The sequence below is a fragment of the Clostridium sp. BJN0013 genome (assembly GCF_040939125.1).
Lineage (GTDB): Bacteria > Bacillota > Clostridia > Clostridiales > Clostridiaceae > Clostridium_B.
In genome coordinates, this window is the sequence record NZ_CP162495.1 from 26,932 (window position 1) to 46,479 (window position 19,548).

At 33.5% G+C, this 19,548-nt stretch carries 41 protein-coding genes; 38 read left to right on the plus strand and 3 right to left on the minus strand.

Translation table 11 applies throughout. The features are described 5' to 3' along the window. Window positions 1-42: 42 nt before the first annotated feature. On the minus strand, window positions 43-438 hold the full coding sequence (locus tag AB3K27_RS00125; RefSeq protein WP_368489274.1) for a helix-turn-helix domain-containing protein: 396 nt from the start codon (window positions 436-438) through the stop codon (window positions 43-45). 156 nt (window positions 439-594) lie between these two features. Between AB3K27_RS00125 and AB3K27_RS00130 the strand changes: the two genes are divergently transcribed. The 8 genes from AB3K27_RS00130 (at window position 595) to AB3K27_RS00165 (ending at window position 3,291) form a co-directional block, all read left to right on the plus strand. Next, complete coding sequence (locus AB3K27_RS00130; RefSeq protein ID WP_368489275.1) at window positions 595-837, plus strand: helix-turn-helix transcriptional regulator; 243 nt, start codon at window positions 595-597, stop codon at window positions 835-837. A 40-nt stretch (window positions 838-877) separates the two neighbouring features. Further along, a complete protein-coding gene (locus tag AB3K27_RS00135; protein ID WP_368489276.1) occupies window positions 878-1,324 on the plus strand; it encodes a helix-turn-helix domain-containing protein in 447 nt (148 codons plus the stop codon). 18 nt (window positions 1,325-1,342) lie between these two features. Beyond that, the gene (locus AB3K27_RS00140) at window positions 1,343-1,585 is read left to right on the plus strand and encodes a hypothetical protein (RefSeq protein WP_368489277.1); all 243 of its coding nucleotides are present in this window, start codon (window positions 1,343-1,345) and stop codon (window positions 1,583-1,585) included. 17 nt (window positions 1,586-1,602) lie between these two features. Next, window positions 1,603-1,905: a phage antirepressor N-terminal domain-containing protein gene (locus AB3K27_RS00145; protein ID WP_368489278.1), complete on the plus strand. Its 303-nt coding sequence runs from the start codon at window positions 1,603-1,605 to the stop codon at window positions 1,903-1,905. A 20-nt stretch (window positions 1,906-1,925) separates the two neighbouring features. Then, window positions 1,926-2,714: an ORF6N domain-containing protein gene (locus AB3K27_RS00150; RefSeq protein WP_368489279.1), complete on the plus strand. Its 789-nt coding sequence runs from the start codon at window positions 1,926-1,928 to the stop codon at window positions 2,712-2,714. Beyond that, entirely contained in the window at window positions 2,715-2,927 is a 213-nt protein-coding gene (locus AB3K27_RS00155) for a hypothetical protein (RefSeq protein WP_368489280.1), read from the plus strand. After that, a complete protein-coding gene (locus tag AB3K27_RS00160; RefSeq protein ID WP_368489281.1) occupies window positions 2,920-3,129 on the plus strand; it encodes a hypothetical protein in 210 nt (69 codons plus the stop codon). Before AB3K27_RS00155 ends, AB3K27_RS00160 begins: the two co-directional genes overlap by 8 nt. 81 nt (window positions 3,130-3,210) lie before the next feature. Further along, complete coding sequence (locus AB3K27_RS00165) at window positions 3,211-3,291, plus strand: hypothetical protein (protein WP_368491131.1); 81 nt, start codon at window positions 3,211-3,213, stop codon at window positions 3,289-3,291. On the opposite strand, the gene AB3K27_RS00170 is transcribed toward AB3K27_RS00165, so the two are convergent. After that, window positions 3,288-3,437 (minus strand): Arc family DNA-binding protein, encoded by a 150-nt coding sequence (locus AB3K27_RS00170; protein WP_368489282.1) that lies wholly within the window; start codon window positions 3,435-3,437, stop codon window positions 3,288-3,290. The two genes, AB3K27_RS00165 and AB3K27_RS00170, sit on opposite strands and share 4 nt — an antisense overlap. A 121-nt stretch (window positions 3,438-3,558) precedes the next feature. Here AB3K27_RS00170 and AB3K27_RS00175 point away from each other — a divergent pair, with 121 nt between their 5' ends. The 25 genes from AB3K27_RS00175 (at window position 3,559) to AB3K27_RS00295 (ending at window position 15,047) form a co-directional block, all read left to right on the plus strand. After that, complete coding sequence (locus tag AB3K27_RS00175; protein ID WP_368489283.1) at window positions 3,559-3,702, plus strand: toxin-antitoxin system HicB family antitoxin; 144 nt, start codon at window positions 3,559-3,561, stop codon at window positions 3,700-3,702. Further along, complete coding sequence (locus AB3K27_RS00180) at window positions 3,699-4,493, plus strand: ORF6C domain-containing protein (RefSeq protein WP_368489284.1); 795 nt, start codon at window positions 3,699-3,701, stop codon at window positions 4,491-4,493. Before AB3K27_RS00175 ends, AB3K27_RS00180 begins: the two co-directional genes overlap by 4 nt. Window positions 4,494-4,517: 24 nt before the next feature. Further along, window positions 4,518-4,772 carry a hypothetical protein gene (locus tag AB3K27_RS00185; RefSeq protein ID WP_368489285.1) on the plus strand — a complete coding sequence of 85 codons (255 nt, stop codon included), beginning with the start codon at window positions 4,518-4,520 and terminating at the stop codon, window positions 4,770-4,772. Further along, window positions 4,769-4,948, plus strand: coding sequence for a hypothetical protein (locus tag AB3K27_RS00190; protein WP_368489286.1), 180 nt, complete (start codon window positions 4,769-4,771; stop codon window positions 4,946-4,948). Before AB3K27_RS00185 ends, AB3K27_RS00190 begins: the two co-directional genes overlap by 4 nt. Before the next feature lie 13 nt (window positions 4,949-4,961). Beyond that, window positions 4,962-5,111 carry a hypothetical protein gene (locus AB3K27_RS00195; protein WP_368489287.1) on the plus strand — a complete coding sequence of 50 codons (150 nt, stop codon included), beginning with the start codon at window positions 4,962-4,964 and terminating at the stop codon, window positions 5,109-5,111. A 13-nt stretch (window positions 5,112-5,124) separates the two neighbouring features. Then, window positions 5,125-5,472, plus strand: a complete 348-nt coding sequence (locus AB3K27_RS00200) for a YopX family protein (RefSeq protein ID WP_368489288.1) — start codon at window positions 5,125-5,127, stop codon at window positions 5,470-5,472. A 1-nt stretch (window position 5,473) separates the two neighbouring features. Beyond that, window positions 5,474-5,614 (plus strand): hypothetical protein, encoded by a 141-nt coding sequence (locus AB3K27_RS00205; protein ID WP_368489289.1) that lies wholly within the window; start codon window positions 5,474-5,476, stop codon window positions 5,612-5,614. Between the two features lie 3 nt (window positions 5,615-5,617). Beyond that, the gene (locus AB3K27_RS00210) at window positions 5,618-5,896 is read left to right on the plus strand and encodes a hypothetical protein (RefSeq protein WP_368489290.1); all 279 of its coding nucleotides are present in this window, start codon (window positions 5,618-5,620) and stop codon (window positions 5,894-5,896) included. Window positions 5,897-6,086: 190 nt separating this feature from the next. Beyond that, a complete protein-coding gene (locus tag AB3K27_RS00215; protein WP_368489291.1) occupies window positions 6,087-7,031 on the plus strand; it encodes a YqaJ viral recombinase family protein in 945 nt (314 codons plus the stop codon). Next, the gene (locus AB3K27_RS00220) at window positions 7,031-7,228 is read left to right on the plus strand and encodes a hypothetical protein (RefSeq protein ID WP_368489292.1); all 198 of its coding nucleotides are present in this window, start codon (window positions 7,031-7,033) and stop codon (window positions 7,226-7,228) included. The genes AB3K27_RS00215 and AB3K27_RS00220 overlap by 1 nt, the downstream gene beginning before the upstream one ends. After that, a complete protein-coding gene (locus AB3K27_RS00225; protein ID WP_368489293.1) occupies window positions 7,207-8,073 on the plus strand; it encodes a recombinase RecT in 867 nt (288 codons plus the stop codon). The genes AB3K27_RS00220 and AB3K27_RS00225 overlap by 22 nt, the downstream gene beginning before the upstream one ends. A gap of 103 nt (window positions 8,074-8,176) precedes the next feature. After that, entirely contained in the window at window positions 8,177-9,067 is an 891-nt protein-coding gene (locus AB3K27_RS00230; RefSeq protein WP_368491132.1) for a phage replisome organizer N-terminal domain-containing protein, read from the plus strand. Between the two features lie 12 nt (window positions 9,068-9,079). Continuing rightward, window positions 9,080-10,414 (plus strand): replicative DNA helicase, encoded by a 1,335-nt coding sequence (gene dnaB / locus AB3K27_RS00235; RefSeq protein ID WP_368491133.1) that lies wholly within the window; start codon window positions 9,080-9,082, stop codon window positions 10,412-10,414. A gap of 3 nt (window positions 10,415-10,417) precedes the next feature. Beyond that, window positions 10,418-10,585, plus strand: a complete 168-nt coding sequence (locus tag AB3K27_RS00240; protein ID WP_368489294.1) for a hypothetical protein — start codon at window positions 10,418-10,420, stop codon at window positions 10,583-10,585. A gap of 20 nt (window positions 10,586-10,605) precedes the next feature. Beyond that, window positions 10,606-10,857: an AbrB/MazE/SpoVT family DNA-binding domain-containing protein gene (locus AB3K27_RS00245; RefSeq protein ID WP_368491134.1), complete on the plus strand. Its 252-nt coding sequence runs from the start codon at window positions 10,606-10,608 to the stop codon at window positions 10,855-10,857. 5 nt (window positions 10,858-10,862) lie between these two features. Next, entirely contained in the window at window positions 10,863-11,006 is a 144-nt protein-coding gene (locus tag AB3K27_RS00250; RefSeq protein ID WP_368489295.1) for a hypothetical protein, read from the plus strand. A 177-nt stretch (window positions 11,007-11,183) separates the two neighbouring features. Next, on the plus strand, window positions 11,184-11,351 hold the full coding sequence (locus AB3K27_RS00255) for a hypothetical protein (RefSeq protein ID WP_368491305.1): 168 nt from the start codon (window positions 11,184-11,186) through the stop codon (window positions 11,349-11,351). A gap of 37 nt (window positions 11,352-11,388) precedes the next feature. Further along, entirely contained in the window at window positions 11,389-11,658 is a 270-nt protein-coding gene (locus AB3K27_RS00260) for a DUF1064 domain-containing protein (protein WP_368491135.1), read from the plus strand. A gap of 2 nt (window positions 11,659-11,660) precedes the next feature. Next, window positions 11,661-11,804 (plus strand): hypothetical protein, encoded by a 144-nt coding sequence (locus tag AB3K27_RS00265; protein ID WP_368489296.1) that lies wholly within the window; start codon window positions 11,661-11,663, stop codon window positions 11,802-11,804. Beyond that, window positions 11,801-12,130, plus strand: coding sequence for a MazG-like family protein (locus tag AB3K27_RS00270; RefSeq protein ID WP_368489297.1), 330 nt, complete (start codon window positions 11,801-11,803; stop codon window positions 12,128-12,130). The genes AB3K27_RS00265 and AB3K27_RS00270 overlap by 4 nt, the downstream gene beginning before the upstream one ends. Before the next feature lie 9 nt (window positions 12,131-12,139). Continuing rightward, the gene (locus tag AB3K27_RS00275; protein ID WP_368489298.1) at window positions 12,140-12,838 is read left to right on the plus strand and encodes a hypothetical protein; all 699 of its coding nucleotides are present in this window, start codon (window positions 12,140-12,142) and stop codon (window positions 12,836-12,838) included. Window positions 12,839-13,017: 179 nt separating this feature from the next. Further along, complete coding sequence (locus tag AB3K27_RS00280) at window positions 13,018-13,191, plus strand: hypothetical protein (RefSeq protein WP_368489299.1); 174 nt, start codon at window positions 13,018-13,020, stop codon at window positions 13,189-13,191. Next, entirely contained in the window at window positions 13,158-13,808 is a 651-nt protein-coding gene (locus tag AB3K27_RS00285) for a hypothetical protein (RefSeq protein WP_368489300.1), read from the plus strand. The genes AB3K27_RS00280 and AB3K27_RS00285 overlap by 34 nt, the downstream gene beginning before the upstream one ends. 49 nt (window positions 13,809-13,857) lie before the next feature. Continuing rightward, complete coding sequence (locus AB3K27_RS00290; RefSeq protein WP_368489301.1) at window positions 13,858-14,394, plus strand: transcriptional regulator; 537 nt, start codon at window positions 13,858-13,860, stop codon at window positions 14,392-14,394. Between the two features lie 65 nt (window positions 14,395-14,459). Continuing rightward, window positions 14,460-15,047: a sce7726 family protein gene (locus AB3K27_RS00295; RefSeq protein ID WP_368489302.1), complete on the plus strand. Its 588-nt coding sequence runs from the start codon at window positions 14,460-14,462 to the stop codon at window positions 15,045-15,047. Here AB3K27_RS00295 and AB3K27_RS00300 read toward each other — a convergent pair. Further along, window positions 14,995-16,008: a hypothetical protein gene (locus AB3K27_RS00300; protein ID WP_368489303.1), complete on the minus strand. Its 1,014-nt coding sequence runs from the start codon at window positions 16,006-16,008 to the stop codon at window positions 14,995-14,997. The two genes, AB3K27_RS00295 and AB3K27_RS00300, sit on opposite strands and share 53 nt — an antisense overlap. Before the next feature lie 720 nt (window positions 16,009-16,728). Here AB3K27_RS00300 and AB3K27_RS00305 point away from each other — a divergent pair. The 5 genes from AB3K27_RS00305 (at window position 16,729) to terL (ending at window position 19,498) form a co-directional block, all read left to right on the plus strand. Then, window positions 16,729-16,902 (plus strand): aspartyl-phosphate phosphatase Spo0E family protein, encoded by a 174-nt coding sequence (locus tag AB3K27_RS00305; RefSeq protein ID WP_368488338.1) that lies wholly within the window; start codon window positions 16,729-16,731, stop codon window positions 16,900-16,902. A 16-nt stretch (window positions 16,903-16,918) separates the two neighbouring features. Further along, a complete protein-coding gene (locus AB3K27_RS00310) occupies window positions 16,919-17,092 on the plus strand; it encodes a hypothetical protein (protein ID WP_368488337.1) in 174 nt (57 codons plus the stop codon). After that, window positions 17,082-17,267 (plus strand): hypothetical protein, encoded by a 186-nt coding sequence (locus AB3K27_RS00315; RefSeq protein WP_368488336.1) that lies wholly within the window; start codon window positions 17,082-17,084, stop codon window positions 17,265-17,267. The genes AB3K27_RS00310 and AB3K27_RS00315 overlap by 11 nt, the downstream gene beginning before the upstream one ends. Before the next feature lie 289 nt (window positions 17,268-17,556). Beyond that, on the plus strand, window positions 17,557-18,102 hold the full coding sequence (locus AB3K27_RS00320; RefSeq protein WP_368489304.1) for a transposase: 546 nt from the start codon (window positions 17,557-17,559) through the stop codon (window positions 18,100-18,102). Next, a complete protein-coding gene (gene terL, locus AB3K27_RS00325) occupies window positions 18,062-19,498 on the plus strand; it encodes a phage terminase large subunit (RefSeq protein ID WP_368489305.1) in 1,437 nt (478 codons plus the stop codon). Before AB3K27_RS00320 ends, terL begins: the two co-directional genes overlap by 41 nt. Window positions 19,499-19,548 lie beyond the last annotated feature (50 nt).

Below are 19,548 nucleotides of genomic sequence, written 5' to 3' on the forward strand. Positions count from 1 at the left end.
TAATTCCCCCTCTCAATATATTTTATATGTATGGATATATATTTATCCATCATTTCTGTCTTCCTCATCTTCGATTGCTTTTATAATCCGAATAATTTTTTTAATATCATTAGGAGACATATCTCTAGTTTGCTTAAATAGTAATTTTAAATCTTCTCTATCTTTTAGTGAATCCCAAAACTGCGCTAATTCCGGATCATCATTTATGGATTCAGCTATTTTATCGGCGGAGTCGGTTGTATTCTTAATATTAGTATTTCCTAGAAGATAATCTATTGAAACATCAAAAATAGATGATAACAATTTTAATGTTTCAGTATCTGGTTCCCGGCTACCATTTTCATATTTGCTTATGGTTTGCTGAGTTACTCCAAGTTTTTCAGCCAATTCAGATTGGCTCATATCATGTTTTTTTCTTAATAGTGATAAGCGCTTCATTTTTGCACCTCCTATCAATTTATATACTACTACTATATGGCGTAAAAATAAATATACAAAAAGGCGTAATTTTATATTGACATACACCTAAAAGGCGTATATAATAAAATTAATGAAACACCAAAAAGGCGTACAAACGAAGGGAGGCTTGCTTATATGAAAAGGCAAAATTTAATAGATGCACGAGGGAATAAAAGTCAATTAAATGTTTCAAAAATATTAGGTATTTCACAAAAATATTTAAGTAAAATAGAATTGGGTCAGAGAACACCAAGCGCACCACTTTTAGCAAAAATTTCATATTATTATCAACAACCGTTAGAAGCGTTGTTCCCAGATATTTTTTTAAATAAAAATACGCCAAAACGTCGTATAAATAATCAAAAACAGATCATTTAATGCCATAATCTAATTCTACCAGTAAAAGGAAGTGATTTGAATGGACAAAGAGTGCAGAAATATCTACCAAATAGCGAGGGAAAGTGCAGGCTTGACCCAAGAAAAAGCATCAGAACTAATGGACATATGTGTTGAAAGCTTAAGGGCTTATGAGGGGGGAAGAAGAATACCGCCGGACCGTATAGTTATCAAGATGATAGAAATTTATAATACACAGTATCTTGCATATCAACATCTGAAGACAAGTGCTGAAGTTGGTCAGAGATATCTACCAAATATAGAAATTAAAGATTTACCAGCATCAATATTAAAGCTACACACAGAAATTAAGGATTATATCGATCGTGAAGATCTACTTATGGAAATTGGTTCTGATGGAAAAGTGTCAGAAGGTGAAGCACGTGACTTCAAAAGAATTTGTAAAGAAGTTGACGATATACTTGAAGCAATTTATACATTTAAATTTTCTAAACAAAAATCTGAGTAAAAGAGAGGAGCGAAAGAGTTGGATGAGCTTATTCTCAAAGAACTTGAAGATATAAAAAACTTGGTAAGTAGGCAGACAGAACCTAAACAATTATTTGGTGTTATAGAATTTGCTGAATTGGCAGGTATGAAGCCAAGGAGGGTTAGGGAATTATGTAATGTCAAAGGTTTTCCATGTACTAGAGATGAAAGAAAAATATACGTTCACAGAGAGGCTTTTGACTGGATTAAAAAAAGACGGGAATTACCACAGGATAATTGAAAATAGGAGGGATGAAGTTGAGTAACTTGATAACAAAACAAGTAAATTTTCATGGAGACAATTTAATGGCTGCTAAAGATAAAAACACAGGAAAGATTTATACGGGAGTTAGTTATATTTGCAGAGGTATTGGATTAACTAAAGATCAAAAAGATAGACAAGTCAAGAATGTTCAATCAGATTTAGTTCTAAATAGAGGGTGCGTCAAATTTGGGGCAGGGGTATTTGACCTAAATAATCCAACGCTTGCAATGGATATAGACTTTTTACCTCTATGGTTAGCAAAAATTTCAATAACGCCTAAGAAGAACTTGAAATAAATAGAAAGGAGGGATAAGACTTGAGTAATATAATGCCCATGGAATTTAAGAATCAGAGAATTATGACTACTAAGGTTTTGGCTGAACAATATGGAACAAATGAACAAAACATAAGTAAAAACTTCACTAGAAATTCAGAAAGATTTGTAGAAGGTAAACATTATTTTAAATTGGAAGGTGAGGAATTAAAGGAATTTAAAGGGTATGTACTAAATGACGAAAGCCTAAAATTTGTATCTATTTTATATTTATGGACAGACAGGGGAGCAGCGAGACATGCAAAAATTTTAGATACTGACGAAGCATGGGATATATATGAGGAGTTAGAAGAAACTTATTTCAGGGTTAAGGAAAGTAAACCAACATGCATAGAAGATGTTTTGATTCAGTCACTTCAAGAAATGAAGGACATGCGCTTACAGATTGAGGAAGCCAAGAAACAAACAATTGAAGTAAAAGAAGAAGTGCAGGATATAAGAAATGTAATTACATTGAATCCACAAGCAGCGTGGCGCCGAGAGTGTAATAGGATTTTAAATGCTATAGGAAGAGAACTTGGAGATTATAAGGCTCCAAAGGATCAGGTGTATGAAGCTCTGAAAGTAAGGGGTAAATGCAGACCCAATGTATTGATCGTAAATCTTAAGAAAAGAGCTAAAGAAAATGGCATGGCTCCAAGTAAAATAGAAAAATTAAACATACTTGATGTGCTGGAAAATGAGCCAAGGCTTAAAGAAATATATGTAACTATAGTAAAGGAAATGGCCATTAAAAATGGAGTAAGGATAAGGGAGGAGGTTGCAATATAAATGACCAACTCAAGGAAAATTAAAATTGGTGTATTTGCAGGAGCACAGGTAACACGCAGGGAATTGGCTCAGGCTATTGTACAGGAGTTGTGTTACCCGCATGAAAATATTGATTACTACACTGATAATTTAGGGAGTCTACCCCTAGATGAATATTCAGAGGAATTGAAGAATATGGAACGACCATGTAGGAGGAGGAAAGTAAATGTTTGATGCCACTGAGGTAAAAGGATATAACAAGCTAAATAATGACGATAAGGAGCTTTTCAAAAGGTTTTGTAAAAAGTTTTATGATGCATGGGAATATCCAGAGAAGCATAAACCGGTAAAAGTGCAAAAAATGAAGGGGTATTTGAAGGTGACTTTGGTTGATGTTAGCTGGTTGCATATTACTAAGGATTGTGAGTGGTATTAGGTATGGAGAGGGAGAGGAGGAAGAGAGCGACAAGTGGTGAAGAAATTTACATTAACAATACCGGCAGAATTATTAAACCAAGTGAGAAAAAAGGCTAATAGAAAAGGAATGTCTGTGAATGAATACATTCTCTTAATAATTAGCCAAGGACTATGTATTTAGATATCCTTATTTTTTTCAATATGCTCTTTTATAAGCATTTCAATTTCTTTATTGACAGAACGACCATGATTTTCTGCTATAACACGAAGCTTCTGTAGTAATTCAATTGGAATTCTTAGAGTAAACTTTGACAATTGAGAAGCCATGAAGTATATACCTCCTTTGCCATCAATATGACACCATAACTATAACATATTTTAAAAACAAAATAAATACTTGACGGCATATTGACGGCATGATAATATAATTATAGGAGGTGACGGCTAAATGGTGGCAAAACAAAGAATCACAATAAGGATGCCTGAGAAGCTAAATTTGGAACTTTCTAATAAAGCAAAAGAAATAGGAATAAGTAAAAATTCATTAGTTCTGCAAATATTGTGGAAGAAAGTAAAGGAGGAAAAAGTATGAACAATAAAGCTATTAGGATGTTTGAAGGACAGGAAATAAAAGTAACGACAGATAAAGGAACTACACTGATAAATTTAGCTTGTACAGCTAGGGTATGCGGATTAACTAAAATAGCTAAAAGTGGCAACCAAACTGTTAGATGGACAGATAAAGGAGTTGCAGAAAAATTAAAAATTATTCATTCCACCAATGTGGAACGCCATATAAAGGAGGAAATAGTTTTCATTTTAGATGAAATAGAAAATGCAGATGATAGAAATTCTATTTATATATCAAGTTGGTTAAGTAAGAGATTGGCAATAGAGTGTCATAGTGACAAGGCTATGAAGTATAAAAACTTCTTAGTTACCTTGGATGAAGATTTTCAAAATGGAAAATTATTCACAAGGGATAATACTGAACTGGAACTTATAAACAAGCAGTTTAATCTTCTGATTAAGAAAACCACAGAACATGACAATGAATTAGAAGATCATAACAACAGAATACAGAAAATGGAAAATAACATGACAATAGACCATGCACAACAGGAAAAATTGAATAGATATGGCAGAGCTAAAGTAGTTGAAGTTTTAGGTGGTAAAGGTACTAATGCCTATGAAAAATTAAAAGGTAGGGCATTTTCAAAGTTCTGGAATGGGTATAAGAGGTGTTTTGGGGTTAGTAGTTATAAGGACACATCGGTTAAAGATATGGATAAAGCATATGCCTTTATAGATAGTTGGACACCAGATGAAGAATTTGGACTTGCTATACGTGGTGCCAATGCACAGATAAGTATAGTTAAATAAGGGTTTTGGAGAGGAGGAAGAACAGTGAAGGAAAATTGGTATGCACTTCTAATAGCTTCACAACGTCCAGTTGGTGTAGAACAGGCTTTTAGAATGATGAATGGGGATTCAATAGGAAGGAAGAAGAAATATTCCAAATTCACACAAGATGATATTGAATATATGAAAAATCTCAAAAGTGAAGGATACACATATAAGCAGATCGGAGAAGTATATGGCATATCAGAACATGCTGTACGTTTAAGAATTTATAGAAGAAAGCAGGTGGAAATAGCATGATAAAACAATTATTTCAAGATTCCGATATTCAAGTGACTGACCAAGAGTTCAAAGAAATAATGCAAATTACCACAGACGACATAAGGGAAAACAGGGTTAAGTTCGGTAAAAAGACAAGCCTGGAGCAGATGTTTATTATAGCAAAGAGAAGTTTAAAAGTGATGATGAGTGCTTGAAGGAGGCCAATAGATGAGAGATAAGAAGTTTGTGAAGCTGCAGAAGGAAAACAAAAATCTAAAAGCACTTTTAGAAGAAAGCTTTGATTTTATAGAATTCTACAGAGAAAGAGCAAGGTACTTGGAAGGTGTGTACAAGCAGTTGGATATTAAGAAGGATTAGGAGGTTGGAGTAGATGCAAAGAAAAATTGAATTCAGATGCTGGGATAAATGGACAAAACAAATGTTACCAGTGTTAAGTATAGATTGCAAGGAAACTTATTCTTCGGAAAGAGGAAATATCGTATTAATGCAGTACACAGGATTGAAAGACAAAAATGGTGTAGAAATTTATGAGGGCGATATAGTAACAGATGGCATAATTAATTACGTTGTTGCTTTTTATATGGGCTCATGGCGTTTAAAACGAAATATAAAGGGTGACACATGGTGGAAATCTTTATACAGATATATTACAAACTATAAGTATAAAGTTATTGGTAACATTTATGCTAACCCAGAGCTTTTAAAAGAAGGTGAGTAACATGGATGCACTTACAGAAAAGAAACTTAGAGAGTGCGAACTGGATAACAATGGAGAACTTTATGATCCGGTATCTGGGGAAACTTTTAAAGATATTGATGTGCTGACAGATGAAGAAGTAAAAATATTTGTGGAGGGATAGAATATGTGGATTAGATCACAAGACAAGAAAAGGCTTATAGATGCTGAGATGATAGAGATTTGTGATAATAGGATTTTTGTCAGTGAATTACCAAGTGAAATGATAACATCAGGTATTTGCGTTGGAAAGTATGGGAGTGAAGAGAGGGCTGTTGAGGTATTGGATGGGATACAGAATGCTTTAGACACATATATAAATGATAAAAATTTCAATTTAGCTCTTACTAACGCGCCTGACACAGCAACATCATTATATCCGATATTTCAAATGCCAGAGAAATAAAAAAAGAGCTCTTACAAAAAGAGCCAATGAATAATTAATCATTATCCCCATTCTAACGCAGAATGGGGGAAAAATCAAATATGGGAGAGAATGATATATGATTTCTTTATATATTATGTAGCAGTGTAATTTATGTGAGTAGTATTTATTACTTCTATAGAAAAAAGTAAATATGTAGGAGGTGCAAAAGTTGTACAAGGTATTGACCAAAACTAAAGATATGACAGAAATAGAATGGCTAAAGAGCAGGCAGCAAGGGATTGGAGGCTCTGATGCAGGGGCAATCCTTGGAGTGAATAATTATAAAACGCCCTTTGATGTATATATTGATAAAACTCAAGACATAGTTGAACCAAACGAACAAAGTGAAGCTGCTTATTGGGGTAATATTCTTGAAGATAATGTTGCAAGAGAATTTACCAAAAGGACAGGCAAAAAAGTAAGAAAGAGAAATGCAATTCTTCAAAATATAGAATATCCATTTATGATAGCCAATGTTGATAGAGAGGTAGTAGGAGAAAATTCAGTGCTTGAATGTAAAACTACGAGTGGATGGAATTCTAAAGAGTGGGTGGATGAAGAAATACCTGCCAATTATTTAGTTCAGGTAAATCATTATATGGCAGTGGCAGGATATGAAAAAGCGTATATATGTGTACTTATAGGAGGACAACGCTATTTATACAAAGAGATAGAAAGAGACGAGGAACTTATACAGATACTTATACAGGCAGAAAAAGACTTTTGGGAAAATCATATCCTTAAAAGGGTACCTCCGCCATTGGATGGTTCCAGTGCTGCAGAGAAATATCTAAAGGAAAGATTTAAGGATTCAGCTCAAGGAGTTGCTATAAATTTAAGTTCTGAATACAAAGATAAAATCAGTGATTATTTTGAACTTAAAAATACAATAAAAACCCTTGATCTGCAGGCAAAAGAAATTGAAAACAACATAAAGTTTGAACTAGGCGAGGCAGAGATTGGGTATGCTCCTGATTACGAGATTAATTGGAAGAGTGTAACCTCCAATAGGTTTGATAGCAAAAGGTTCAAAACGGAGCACCCTGAGCTATTTAAACAGTATTTAAATACTAGCTCATACAGAAAATTTAGTATTAAGGAGGCAGATGCGTAATGGGAAATCCAGCATTTAGAACACTTATAAATAGCTTTAATGCTCAATTGAAGACTATGAATAATGAAGATTTTAAATTATATGATCCAAGCGATTGTGAGTATTTTATAGATTCTATATATTATGACAGTGATAAAGATAAAATAATGTGCAAGTTTAAGGAGGATAAAGAACAATGGCAACAACAGAGAGTTTAAAAAAGCAATTAGTTAAAAATAAAAAGGATAATTCAAATACATCTGTAGGGGCAACCGTTAAAGGGATATTAAACAGTCCGGCCATAAAGAAAAGGTTTGAAGAAATTTTGAAACAAAAAGCACCGCAGTACATGAGTTCAATAATAAATTTAGTTAATGGAGATACGGACCTTCAGAAATGCCATCCAATGAGCGTTGTAGCAAGTGCTATGGTAGCAGCTACTTTAGATTTACCTGTGGATAAGAACCTAGGCTATGCGTGGGTAGTACCATATAAAAATAAAGCACAATTTCAATTGGGTTATAAGGGGTATATACAGTTAGCATTAAGAACCTCACAGTATAAACACATAAATGCAATAGCTGTGCATGAAGGAGAACTTATAAGTTGGAACCCATTAACCGAAGAATTAGAAATAAATTTTGAAAATAAAGAATCGGATGCAGTAATTGGATATGCAGGATATTTTGAATTAAACAATGGATTTAGAAAATCTGTCTATTGGACCAAAGAACAAATTGATAAACACAAAAATAAGTTTTCTAAAAGTGATTTTGGATGGAAAAACAATTATGATGCTATGGCTATAAAAACAGTTATAAGGAATATGCTGTCGAAGTGGGGAATACTTAGCATAGAAATGCAAAGTGCATATATTGCAGATCAAGCTCTAATAAAAGATGGCATTTTAAAGGGTGAGGATATTGAAAGTAATATTGATTATATAGATGACATTGAAGATGATATAGAAGCTGAAGATGCAGAGTATACAGAATTTGAAAGAGAAGATAATGAGAAAGATATATACAAAGGCACACCGTTTGAAGAAGGTGTGGAAAGCTAGAATTATTTTAGAGATTACAAAGCAGGACTGCCGGTACCGATCTGGCAGACTGCTTAAAATTCCGATATGTCCAGTAATTTATTTTAGTAGAAAAGGTGAGATTATGGCAGAGATTAAGTGGATTAAGATAACAACAACAATGTTTGATGATGAAAAAATTAAATTAATAGATGCAATGCCTGAACGTGACACTATATTTTACATATGGATGCGTCTTTTAGTGCAGGCCGGCAAGACAAACGCAGGAGGATATATATTCCTTACAGAGGATATACCTTACACTGATGAAATGCTATCAACAATCTTCAATAGGCCTCTTAATACTGTTAGGCTTGCCTTGGATACTCTAAAGAATTTTGGAATGATTGAAAGGTCTGAAAATAATGATTTAAAAATAACTAATTGGGACAAACACCAAAATGTTGATGAAATGGATAAAATAAGGGAACAAACGAGGAAAAGGGTTGCTAAATGTAGGGCTAAGAAAAAGATAGCTGAACCTAGTAACGAAGAAAATAAAAATAGTAACGCTACTGTAACGTTACGTAACGGAACAGAAAGAGAGAGAGAAGAAGATCTAGATAAAGATAATAAGAGAGAGAGAAGAGAGAAAAAAGATCTCTCTCTCGATAATAAAGCATTAGAACTTTGTAAATATTGGGAAGTTCTGAAACCAGGTGAAAATATAACTGCACACTTAGCAGCTTTAAAGATATTTATAAACACCTATGGCTATGACTGGTGCAAAGAAGCACTGCAAATTATGGTCAAGAACAAAAATAAATTTATTTTAAGCTACATGGAGAAGATTTTAAAAAATTGGCTTGTGGAAGGAAAAAGTGAGGAATGTGGAACTTCCAAGAAAGAAAAGAATGCTCCTAAACCGCCATCTTACAAGGTTGTAAATCAAGGGTGTTGCCCTGTTTGCGGAGGCAAGGGGGTAGTAAGACAAAACAATGAATGGGTGGAATGTCCTAAGTGCAGGGGAGGTTAGAAATTGAATAACGTGACAGCTTTGCCAAACAGTATTGAGGCTGAAAGGGGAGTTATAGGCACCATACTAAACAATAATCAGGCCATGGATATAGCTCTGGAATTAATTACGCCTGAAGATTTTTACAGAGAAAATCACAAGGTAATATTTAAAGCTCTAGTGAATTTGCATGAAAAAAATGCAGCTATGGACCTGTTGACAGTGAGTGAGCAGCTGAAAGACGGATTGAAAGAAATCGGGGGAATTACTTACCTGTCACAGCTTATGGGAGCCTACACTCCAACATCAAGCATAAAAGAATATGCCTTGATAGTGAAAGACAAAAGCAATAAAAGAAAAATAATAAAAATAGCCAATGAAATGATGCTGGATGCCTGCAATAACTCCAGTGTGGAGGATATTTTAAACAAAGCAGAAAGTAAGATTCTGGATATAAACAGCTATAAGGATTCAGAAATAGTCACTGCCAAAACAGTTGCCATGAACGCCTATGAAAAAATAGAAGAAAATTACAATAAGGGCGGGGGATTGGCAGGTTTAGCAACTGGTATAAAATCCATGGATAACATGACTGGAGGATTGGAACCAGGGGACTACGTGATACTTGCGGCAAGACCTAGCATGGGTAAAAGTGCCATGATGCTTGAAATATCGGAAAACGTGGCAAAACAGGGTAAGTCAGTGTTGGTATTCAGTCTCGAAATGACCAAAGAAAAGCTGATGAACAGGCTGTTTTCAAGCTTGACAAAAATACCACTTGAGAGAATAAAGACCGGGGAGTTAACTTCACCTGAGTGGAATAAGCTTGCAAATGCTGCTAATTTCATATGCCAGCAGAAATTATACTTTGATGATAAAGGCGGCCAAAGCGTAAATGAAATACGCTCTAAGTCCCGAAAAGCCAAGCTGCAATATGACCTGGATTTAATCGTAATAGACTATATTGGGAAAATACAGGGACAAGGCGAAAACAGGAATCAGGAATTGAGCAGGATATCAGATGCGCTTAAGAATTTAGCCAAAGAACTAAAAATACCCATTGTGGTTTTATGCCAGTTATCTCGTGCACCTGAGGCCAGATCGGATCATAGGCCAATGCTTTCGGATTTAAGAGAATCAGGGTCTATAGAACAGGATGCGGATATAGTTATTATGCTGTACAGGGATGAATACTACAATGCGGAAACTGAGGAAAAGAATATCATGGAAGCCATTGTAACTAAGAGCAGGGATGGGAAGACAGGAACTGTTAAATTGTATTGGGATGGTAATACCCAAAGGATTAGAGAACTGGATTATGTCCATGAGGGAAGTTATAACCCTGAAATATTTGGAAGAGGTGAGTAATAGATGGTGAATAGGTGGCAGATTTTTAATTACCTGAAGGGTGGAAACAACGAGATAAGCGTGAAAGACATAGAAAGGGCTCCAGTAGAAGAACTCAGAGAAGGCTTAATAGAGTTTATATTATACAAGCGTTTGATAACACGTGAGGAAAAAGAGAGGGCAATAAAATAACAAGGAGGAATCAATTGAGTATGAAATCAACAGGAATAGTTAGAAAAGTAGACCAGCTGGGTAGAGTAGTTCTACCGAAGGAGTTAAGAAAAAAATTGGATATGCCAGAGGGTGTACCGTTGGAAATGGTTGTAAATGGAGATGAAATTATTTTAAAAAAGTATAAGCCTGCTTGTATATTCTGCGGAGGAACAGAGGATGTTGTGAAGTGGAAAGGGAAAAAGGTGTGCCAGAGGTGCTTGGATAACCTTAAGACAAGTAGATTGAGGTGATAAAAATGGCAGTTGCATTCGAAAGGAAAAAAGAAACCCTTGACTTCGTAAGAGATAATTGGGAAATTATGCCCAAAAAAGATATGGCGAAGAAATTAGTAATAAGGACAAATGCTTTGAATATTTCAGCAAGAATGATGATAACGTAAAAATCAATTAATTAAAAAGGCGTCAAAAAAATTTAAAATTCCAAAATCCTTAGTAGAATCCTATTATTGTGAATGGAAAAATAAGTATATGGATTGTAATATAAAAGGATATAATCATAATCCGTGGCACAAGGATAAAAATGTGATGAGAGTTAGACAAAAGCAGAGGGTGAGGGCGTGAGAAGTAAATTAATAATCATAGAGAATGTCAGACCCATAAAATTTGGTAATCAGATAGGAATGAAGATGGATGAACTGGACAGAGGAACAATACCAGGAATATCTCAAAAAGAGAGGGCAGAAGGTAGAGAAACCAAAAGTAAAAAGGCAGAAATACAGGAATAAGGGTGTATGGCATGATGGAGTATATTTCAGGAGTCAGCTGGAGATGAAGAGGTACTGCCAGTTAAAACTTTTATTCTATGCTGGGGAAATTGCAGGATTTATATTGCAACCGGAGTTTATTATTCAGGAGGGCAAAGAAGAGAAAAGAGCTATAACTTATACTGCTGATTTTCTGGTTTTGAATAATGATGGTACCTACAGTGTTGAAGATACCAAAGGGTATGAAAGTCAGCAGTGGAGGAGAACGTACAAGCAGTTTAAATTGAGGTATCCAGATATTGATTTGAAAGTATTGAAAGAAGTGTGAGTATGGATAAGTCCAAGAAAATTCAAATAGATAGACTAGAAAAGAGCTTACAATGCCTAAAAGAAAAGCTATTAACAGATAGGCCAGAACAGTACAAGGCTATGGCTTCTGGATATATAAGACAAATTGAAGAATTGAGAAGGTGAACGTATTGAAACTAAAACTAATGGTACTTAGGAAGCTGATAGACAGTAAAGGTAATAAAATAGACAACCGTACAATGACCTGGGAGAATTGGAAAGATAAAGTTTTAGAAGAAGCAGGAGAGTTATGCAGAGCTCTCTCTTCTGGGAATAAGAAAGACATAATGGAAGAGGTGTTGGATGTTATTCAGGTGGGCATAGGAATTTTAGCGAAGTTGTTTAGAGAGAAAGTTGATATACCCCAAGGGCTTCATAGGCATAATAAAAAGCTTATAGATAGGGGTTGTGAGGCTTGTGGGGAGATTAGATTTAATGTTAGCAGGAAGTAGGTGGGGAAAATGAAATTATTAATTGGAAAAATTAAGAATGGTTGCAGTAAAGACTTGCAGGAACTAAGAGGAATTAAGCTAGTGGGATTTACAATAGACGAGGAAGATAAGAAATTACATGGAATCCATCCTATAAATTTAGGTGATATGGAAAAATTTTATAAGTTTAGTTTTGAAGGGCTTAAAAATGATATATCAGAGGATTATGACTACTGTATATGGTATTTGCTTGGGGAAGATTGTGAATTTGTATCCAGTATAAATCTAAATGAATTAGAAGATATAAGAGAATTTACCAAGGAAGATGATGAACTGTATGGAAAGAATCTTGAAGAGTTTAAGAAAATACACCACTTTTATGATATGGAGCAGCGAATCAAAGATGAAGAAAAAGCTGAAAATAAAGCCAACGAAGAGTTCCTGAAAGAAAAGAAACAGAAAATTGAGGTGCGTGTTCGTGGTGAGACTGAAACAATAGATGCTGTGATATATAAGGGTTTTGGCATACACAATCCATTGGGCATAGAAGATAGTTCTTTTAAAACCATAACAATTTTGGAAGGCGATAATAAAGGATTAGCCATGATACTTTATTGCAAAACCTCAAAGTGTGAAACTTTAATTGATGAGATGAGAGAATCTATAGGAGATAAGGCTGTTGCAAATGAAGATAGGGTTAAGTTAGCTGAAATAGTGAAGAAATATTAGAAGTTGATACGTACTTCAAATATTATATGATGAACCCAAACACTGGGGATTTGAGCATCCCCGGCACAAGGATTTATTATTGGAAAATGAAAATTAAAATGGAGATTAAAATAATACTTTAATAAACAGTATGTCCAAAATTAGATTTATTATACAGGGAATTTGAAGAAGGTGAGTAGATGGAACATTTAATAAAATTGGGTTATACGTTTATAGGAGTATGGGCTTTAATTAGCATAGTTGGGATAATAGGCTTTTATATAGTTGTTAGGAATTGCAAGAAGGAAAGTGCAAAGAGCTATAAGGAGTTTAAAAAGGAATGGGACAGGCATGGGAGGAGGTTAGAAAGATAATGGAAGTATTGATAGCAGAACGTAAACATATAGATTTAACCAAACACTGTAAAATAAGATATGTAGAGAGAGTGAAAGGAATAACTGGTGACTTTGCTGTTCAGGAATATATGATAGCCAATGATGAACGAATAATACAGGATGTAAATAAGATATTCACTTATTCCGATTTCCTGATAGAGGGTAAGATTGGTGAGGATAAGGTAGTCAGGAGATTTTATGTGAAGGATGATATACTCCTTGTTTTAAGTAAAGACGAGTCTGTGATTGTTACACTTATTAAAGTAGACTTTGGGTTCCCTAGGAAAACTAACAGGGGAATTGTTAAGGACCTTCTGGAGGAAATAAATTTACTGAAGGAAGATTTAGAGGAAAGTGAAAAATCTATAACCGATTATGTGAATGCTAGAAGTTTGGAAAGGGAAAGGTATTTCGATAAAATCCAACTGCTGCAGGAAGAAATTAATTCTCTTAGCTTAACCATAAAACAAATTGATGTTGATATAGAGAAGAAGAGGGAGAGTACCAAGGTTTCAAAACTTAAAATAAAGGAATATGTGAATATGATTTGCAATTCCAGGGCTTTTAAGGATGATTTGAAACAGATGGGTAAGTGAGAGATATAAGGAATAGACATAATTAAATAAGTTCATGGGAGGGAACTGTATGTTGGACAAAGAAACATTTAAAAGGACAGAAGGTAAGCTGTATGGCTATTTTAGAGATTTAAAAGAAATGGAAGCTTTGGAACTGGAATGCAAAGACCTTCAAGATCAGGAAGAGAGTATTCAATGGGATATAAAGCACTGTAATGTATATGTTGTTGCAGACAGCCACATGAGCCCTAGTTTTAGTGAAAAGGTACAGACAAGCCCTACAGGAGAAAGTACAGCAGAAAAAGGAATTGTTAGAGAAATTGAAAAGCTTGAGGATGAACTTGAGTATGTTGGAAGAAAGCTCCGTAAGAATATGGCCAGAATAAGGCAGTTAAAAAGAAATACAGCTCCGTTGAAGAAAGTACTGACAGTCCCTCCACTATCAGAAGAAATCATGCAATTCATTATTTATAAGTACAAGCTAAACAAGGGCGTCGGGTGGATAGCAACTGAAATGTATGGTGGTGTGAGAAGTACTGCCTACAGGTGGCGAGAGGACATACTGGAGGATATTGTGAAGTGGGAAAGGGTGTATAAAGTTGGATAGACATAATGTTGACAATATATATTATAATATAATTAGCTTTTTAATCGTGAAAGGAGAATTTTGATATGTATGATAGTGACATAAGATCATTTTTGTATAGAGATTTTTCAAAAGAACCAATGTATGTAAATGATACTAGCACTATCGTTGTGCCTGAAATGAGCATATTAAACGGCTATGTTAGGATAGACATAGCCGTAATCAATGGTTTATTTCATGGATATGAAATAAAAAGTGATATGGATACCTTGCAAAGGTTGCCTAGACAATCAGAATATTATAGTAAAGTTTTTGATAGAATGGTATTAGTAACAACCAAGAAATATGTGAATGAAGTAAAGAAAATAATACCCAAATGGTGGGGAATTAAATACTATAATGAAAATAAAGAGCTTAAAACTGTTAGAAAAGGACGTATTAATAACAAAGTAGATCCATTTTCAAGACTAACTATTTTATGGAAGGACGAACTTATAGAACTAATTGCTAGATATACAGACAAAAAATATAAGAGCAAAACAAAACGTGCTCTTATAGATATGATTTTAAAAGAAGTTCCAAATAATGAAATAATAGATTATACAAGGACTATAATTAAACTTAGATATAATTGGAGAGCTGTTTCAATATTACAGCTATGTGGTGAGCAGTAGAAATTGTAACCCAATCTCTGCTTCTACCAGGACCTTTTTTATTAATAGATTTGGTGTATATTTGATTATCTCCATATGAAAAGTCTTTTCCGTAGAAAAAATTGGAATTAACTATTTTAGCACACATGTCAAAAACTGAAACAATATAAGTATTTTTTATCCTGTCTTTTTTACCCTTTTGTACATAATAAAAATTATCAGTTGTATATTTTATTTTTGGCAGAATGCCATATTGAAGTTTTGAAAAGTCCATTTCTGTATCTGTAAATTTATTAACACCGTAGTCAGAATATATTAGTTTGTCCATTAAGTTTTTATATTCGGGGAGATTTAAAGCTTTATTAAATATACTAAATTCATATCTTTTATACGATTTTTCTTCACCTGCTTCTAAGGTACTTAAATTTTGGGGAAATGATGTAGATGAAATGATTATTTTGTTTATGTTATCATGATATTGTTCCAATTGGTGTAATACTTGATTTAATGCTACGTATTTTAAAGAAGCTGATTCCATATCTTGAACAAAAATTAAATCTAATATTATATCAATTTTTAAATTTGTTTCTTTTTTAAATATGTTTTTAAAAAATTCGGTATAGCTTAAAGAATCAAGAGGTTCAGGAATTGCTAATCTTATACATATTTCATCAAATTGGTCTTCTATAGAAGAAATGCTATTAAATAAATCATCAATATAAAATATAGGAATTATGTGCAGTGGTTTATTTCTTGAAGTTAATTTTTTATAAAAGTTAATATCTGTTTCCTCATAATGAGAAGTATCAATAAAAGCGTGCTCTAAGCCTGTTTCTTGTATTTGACTTAGCAAACTATTTGCATCTATTGCATCTACTAATTCAATTACAGGGAAAATTTTTTCAATCTGTTCTTTGCTCAACTTTTTGATAGAATCTTTTTCACCTGGCTTCCATTTTAATATAGGAACATATTTAATCATTTTTATCCCTCCTGTTTTTAATAAATATTATTAAACCAACTTTAAAGTATAAAATTTATTTATTTTAATAGTAGATTAAAATGTAAAATTATGCAATAGACAGCAAAAAAATCGTGAGACAAAAATGAGACAGATTTGAGACAAAAATAGGACAAAGTTGGGACAAAATTCATCTAAAAGTGTTATATACTATATATAGTCGATTATGGTTAAAATGAAAAATTGCAAACTGCATTGCAATAACTCATATACAAACTCTCCCTTAAAATAAACCTCTAGCCCCGAGGTTAAATGGGGCTGCCAATACGGGAAACCGTAAATAAAAATTATACTATATATGTGTGTATATCAGAAGGTAGGCACTGTTAAATCAGTGCTTATTTTGTATATTGTTTACAAATAGTTATTACATAGGACATTAGATTGTAACAAATACCATATATAATAAATATTATAACAGATTATAAATTAGTTCCCTACCATATGAAGATTTAACCCGGTGTCTGTGGTTGCAGGACACATTAAACTCAAATGCAACCGCCAGAAGTTCGTATACTACATAATAGTCTCCTTTAAAAATAATGTTATTAAAAGCAGGCACCTGTCATCTAGGGTGCTTATTTTGTACATAATTGAATAATATGGGTTTATTACCAGTGGATTAATATTTATATGATTTCACTCATTCTTTATACTAATTAAAAAAAGGAGTGAATTAGTATGTCTGAGATAGATAATATTCTATCACAAATAGAGTCTTTAAAAAGAAATCTTGACAATCTAATCACGCAGAAAGATAGTTTATTGGATCCAGAAATAATTATTGCAAGTCAAATGCTAGATTCAATGTTAAATAAATATAGTAAAATAATTAAAGAGAAAATGGATAAATAAAAAACAGGTGAGAGGTATGAAGATAAGAGAAACCTTGAAAGAAAAGCTTGACCAAGATAAAAAATTAAATAAAGATAAACTAAGGAGAGGCGAATACCTCTCCTTTTATGATATAGAAAAATTAATGAGGCATGATTGCTACAGGAGGGTCAAGGGTGCTGTTAGGAGGGTAAGGTGGAATGGTATATAATCCATCAATTCATGAATGCCCAAAGGATTGTGAAACCTGTGGAAAGACACCAGAAGATAAAGAAAGCTGTAAAGATGAGTTTATAAAATACTGTGGGGAATGCCCTAATAGGGAATGGAAAAGGGTATTTGTCTGTAGGTGTAAGAATACTATTTGTAAGTATGGTTTTGAATAGAAGGTGAGGTGAGAAAGATAATAAAAAATTTCCATTAAGTTCATATATTATAAATAGTTACAATATATTATAAGTTTATAGTATATAAATTTAAGAAGGGGGATTTATATTGAAAAAAGTAGCTATGAAAATAATATGGGTTATTATAGCCACCGCATTGGTACTTCCTTTTATATTAACACTAATAATTAGTTATCCCAAAATTATACATAATATGATGAAATAAAAAATATATTAACTGAAGTTTCATCCAAAACAAAACGAATAGGCAGGTGGTGACAATGTAACTATGGCTAAAACAAAATGGGATACCGTAAAAGATAAATTGATATTGGTTGAAGGTTGGGCTAGGGATGGGCTCACTGAGGGACAAATAGCAAAGAATTTGGGCATAAGTGAGAGCACATTAAATGGATATAAGAAAAAGTATCCGGAGTTTTTACAGTCCTTAAAAAAGGGAAAAGAGGTAATTGACTTTGAAGTGGAAAATGCACTTTTAAAAAGGGCATTGGGCTATGAATATACAGAAGTTACCAGAGAAAGAATGATAAGAAAAGACGAAAAAGGGAAGGTACTTACTGATATACATGGCTTCCCAACATATGATATGGTGGTTACTAAAACGGTTAAAAAGGAAGTTACACCGGATACCACGGCGCAAATATTCTGGCTCAAGAACAGGAAGCCTGAAGAATGGAGAAATAAGAGAGATGTTGAGCATAGTGGGGAGGTAACACAAAATATTAATAATAAAACGGATTTATCTAACTTAAGTGACGAGGAGTTGAACACACTTGAAAAAATCATTGGTAAGTCAACTTCCAACACTGAATGAAATAAGAATAGAAAAAGCTAAAAGACATCTGATTGATTTTACGCATTGGACTTTTCCTCAATACATAGTTAATGATCATCATAGAAGATATGCTAGTGCTCTTGATAAATTTGCAAAAGGTGAAATAAAAAATCTGATGGTATTTATGCCACCACAGCATGGCAAAAGTGAATTGTGTAGCAGAAGACTTCCAGCTAAACTTTTAGGAGACAACCCTAATTTAAGAATAGCTCTGGCATCTTATAATCATAATTTTGCAAGCAAATTCAATAGAGATGTTCAGAGAATTGTTGACAGTCAAGAATATAAGCTGTTATATCCCAAAACAAGAATTCCGTCTAAGGGTTTAAAAACTAATGGTACATGGCTTAGAAATTCAGAAGAATTTGAAGTTATAGATCATAGGGGCAGTTTTATTACTGTAGGTGTAGGTGGAGGTTTAACAGGTAGACCAGTAGATATAGGAATCATAGATGACCCTTATAAAGATCCTGCTGATGCATGGAGTCCCACAGTAAGACAAAATGTACAAGATTGGTATGACACAGTATTTAAAACTCGTTTGCATAATGATAGCCAACAACTTATAACCCTTACCAGATGGCACCAAGATGATTTAGCAGGAACGTTATTGAAAAGAGAATCAGAAGAATGGGATGTAGTTATTTTCCCAGCTATTAAGATAGGGCCTCCAACAGAAGAGGATCCAAGACAAGAAGGAGAAGCTTTATGGAAAAACAAACATAGCCTTAAAAAATTACTTTCTGTTAAAAAGCAAAACCCTTATATATTTGAATCCATGTATCAGCAAAATCCTAAGCCAGCAGAAGGGTTATTATTCCCTATAGAAAGCTTACACAAATTTACTATGGAAGACATTAAAAATAAACCTAGTGATGGAGTTATAGCAGGTATAGATTTGGCAGACAAGGGAGAAGATTTTTATTGTATGTTGGTTGCTTTAATTATAGAAGGCAAGATATATATTGTAGATTGTGTATTTACTCAACAACCAGTAGAAAAGACAGAACCTCTTACAATATCCTTGTTGAAGCAATATGATGTTTTTAAATGTAGGATAGAAAGTAATGGGGCCGGTGAAATGTATTGCAGAAGCTTAAAAACAAAATGCCTAGAGGAAGGAGCTGTTACTTCTTTTGATCCGGTATTTACAACGACCAATAAAGAGACGAGAATTTTATTATCAAGTGGGCAGATTAAAGAACATTTATACTTTAGGTCTGATTACGAATATGGGAGCCAATACGAAAAGTTTATGGACAACTTAACTAATTATACTATTCAGGGCAAAAACGAACACGATGATGCACCAGATGCAGCAGCTATGATTATAGATTTAATAATGAAGAGTGGACTTAAATTTTTATTGGAGTAATGTTAAGTAGAGTTTATATAACTCTTTTTTATTTTGCACGAAAGGAGGTT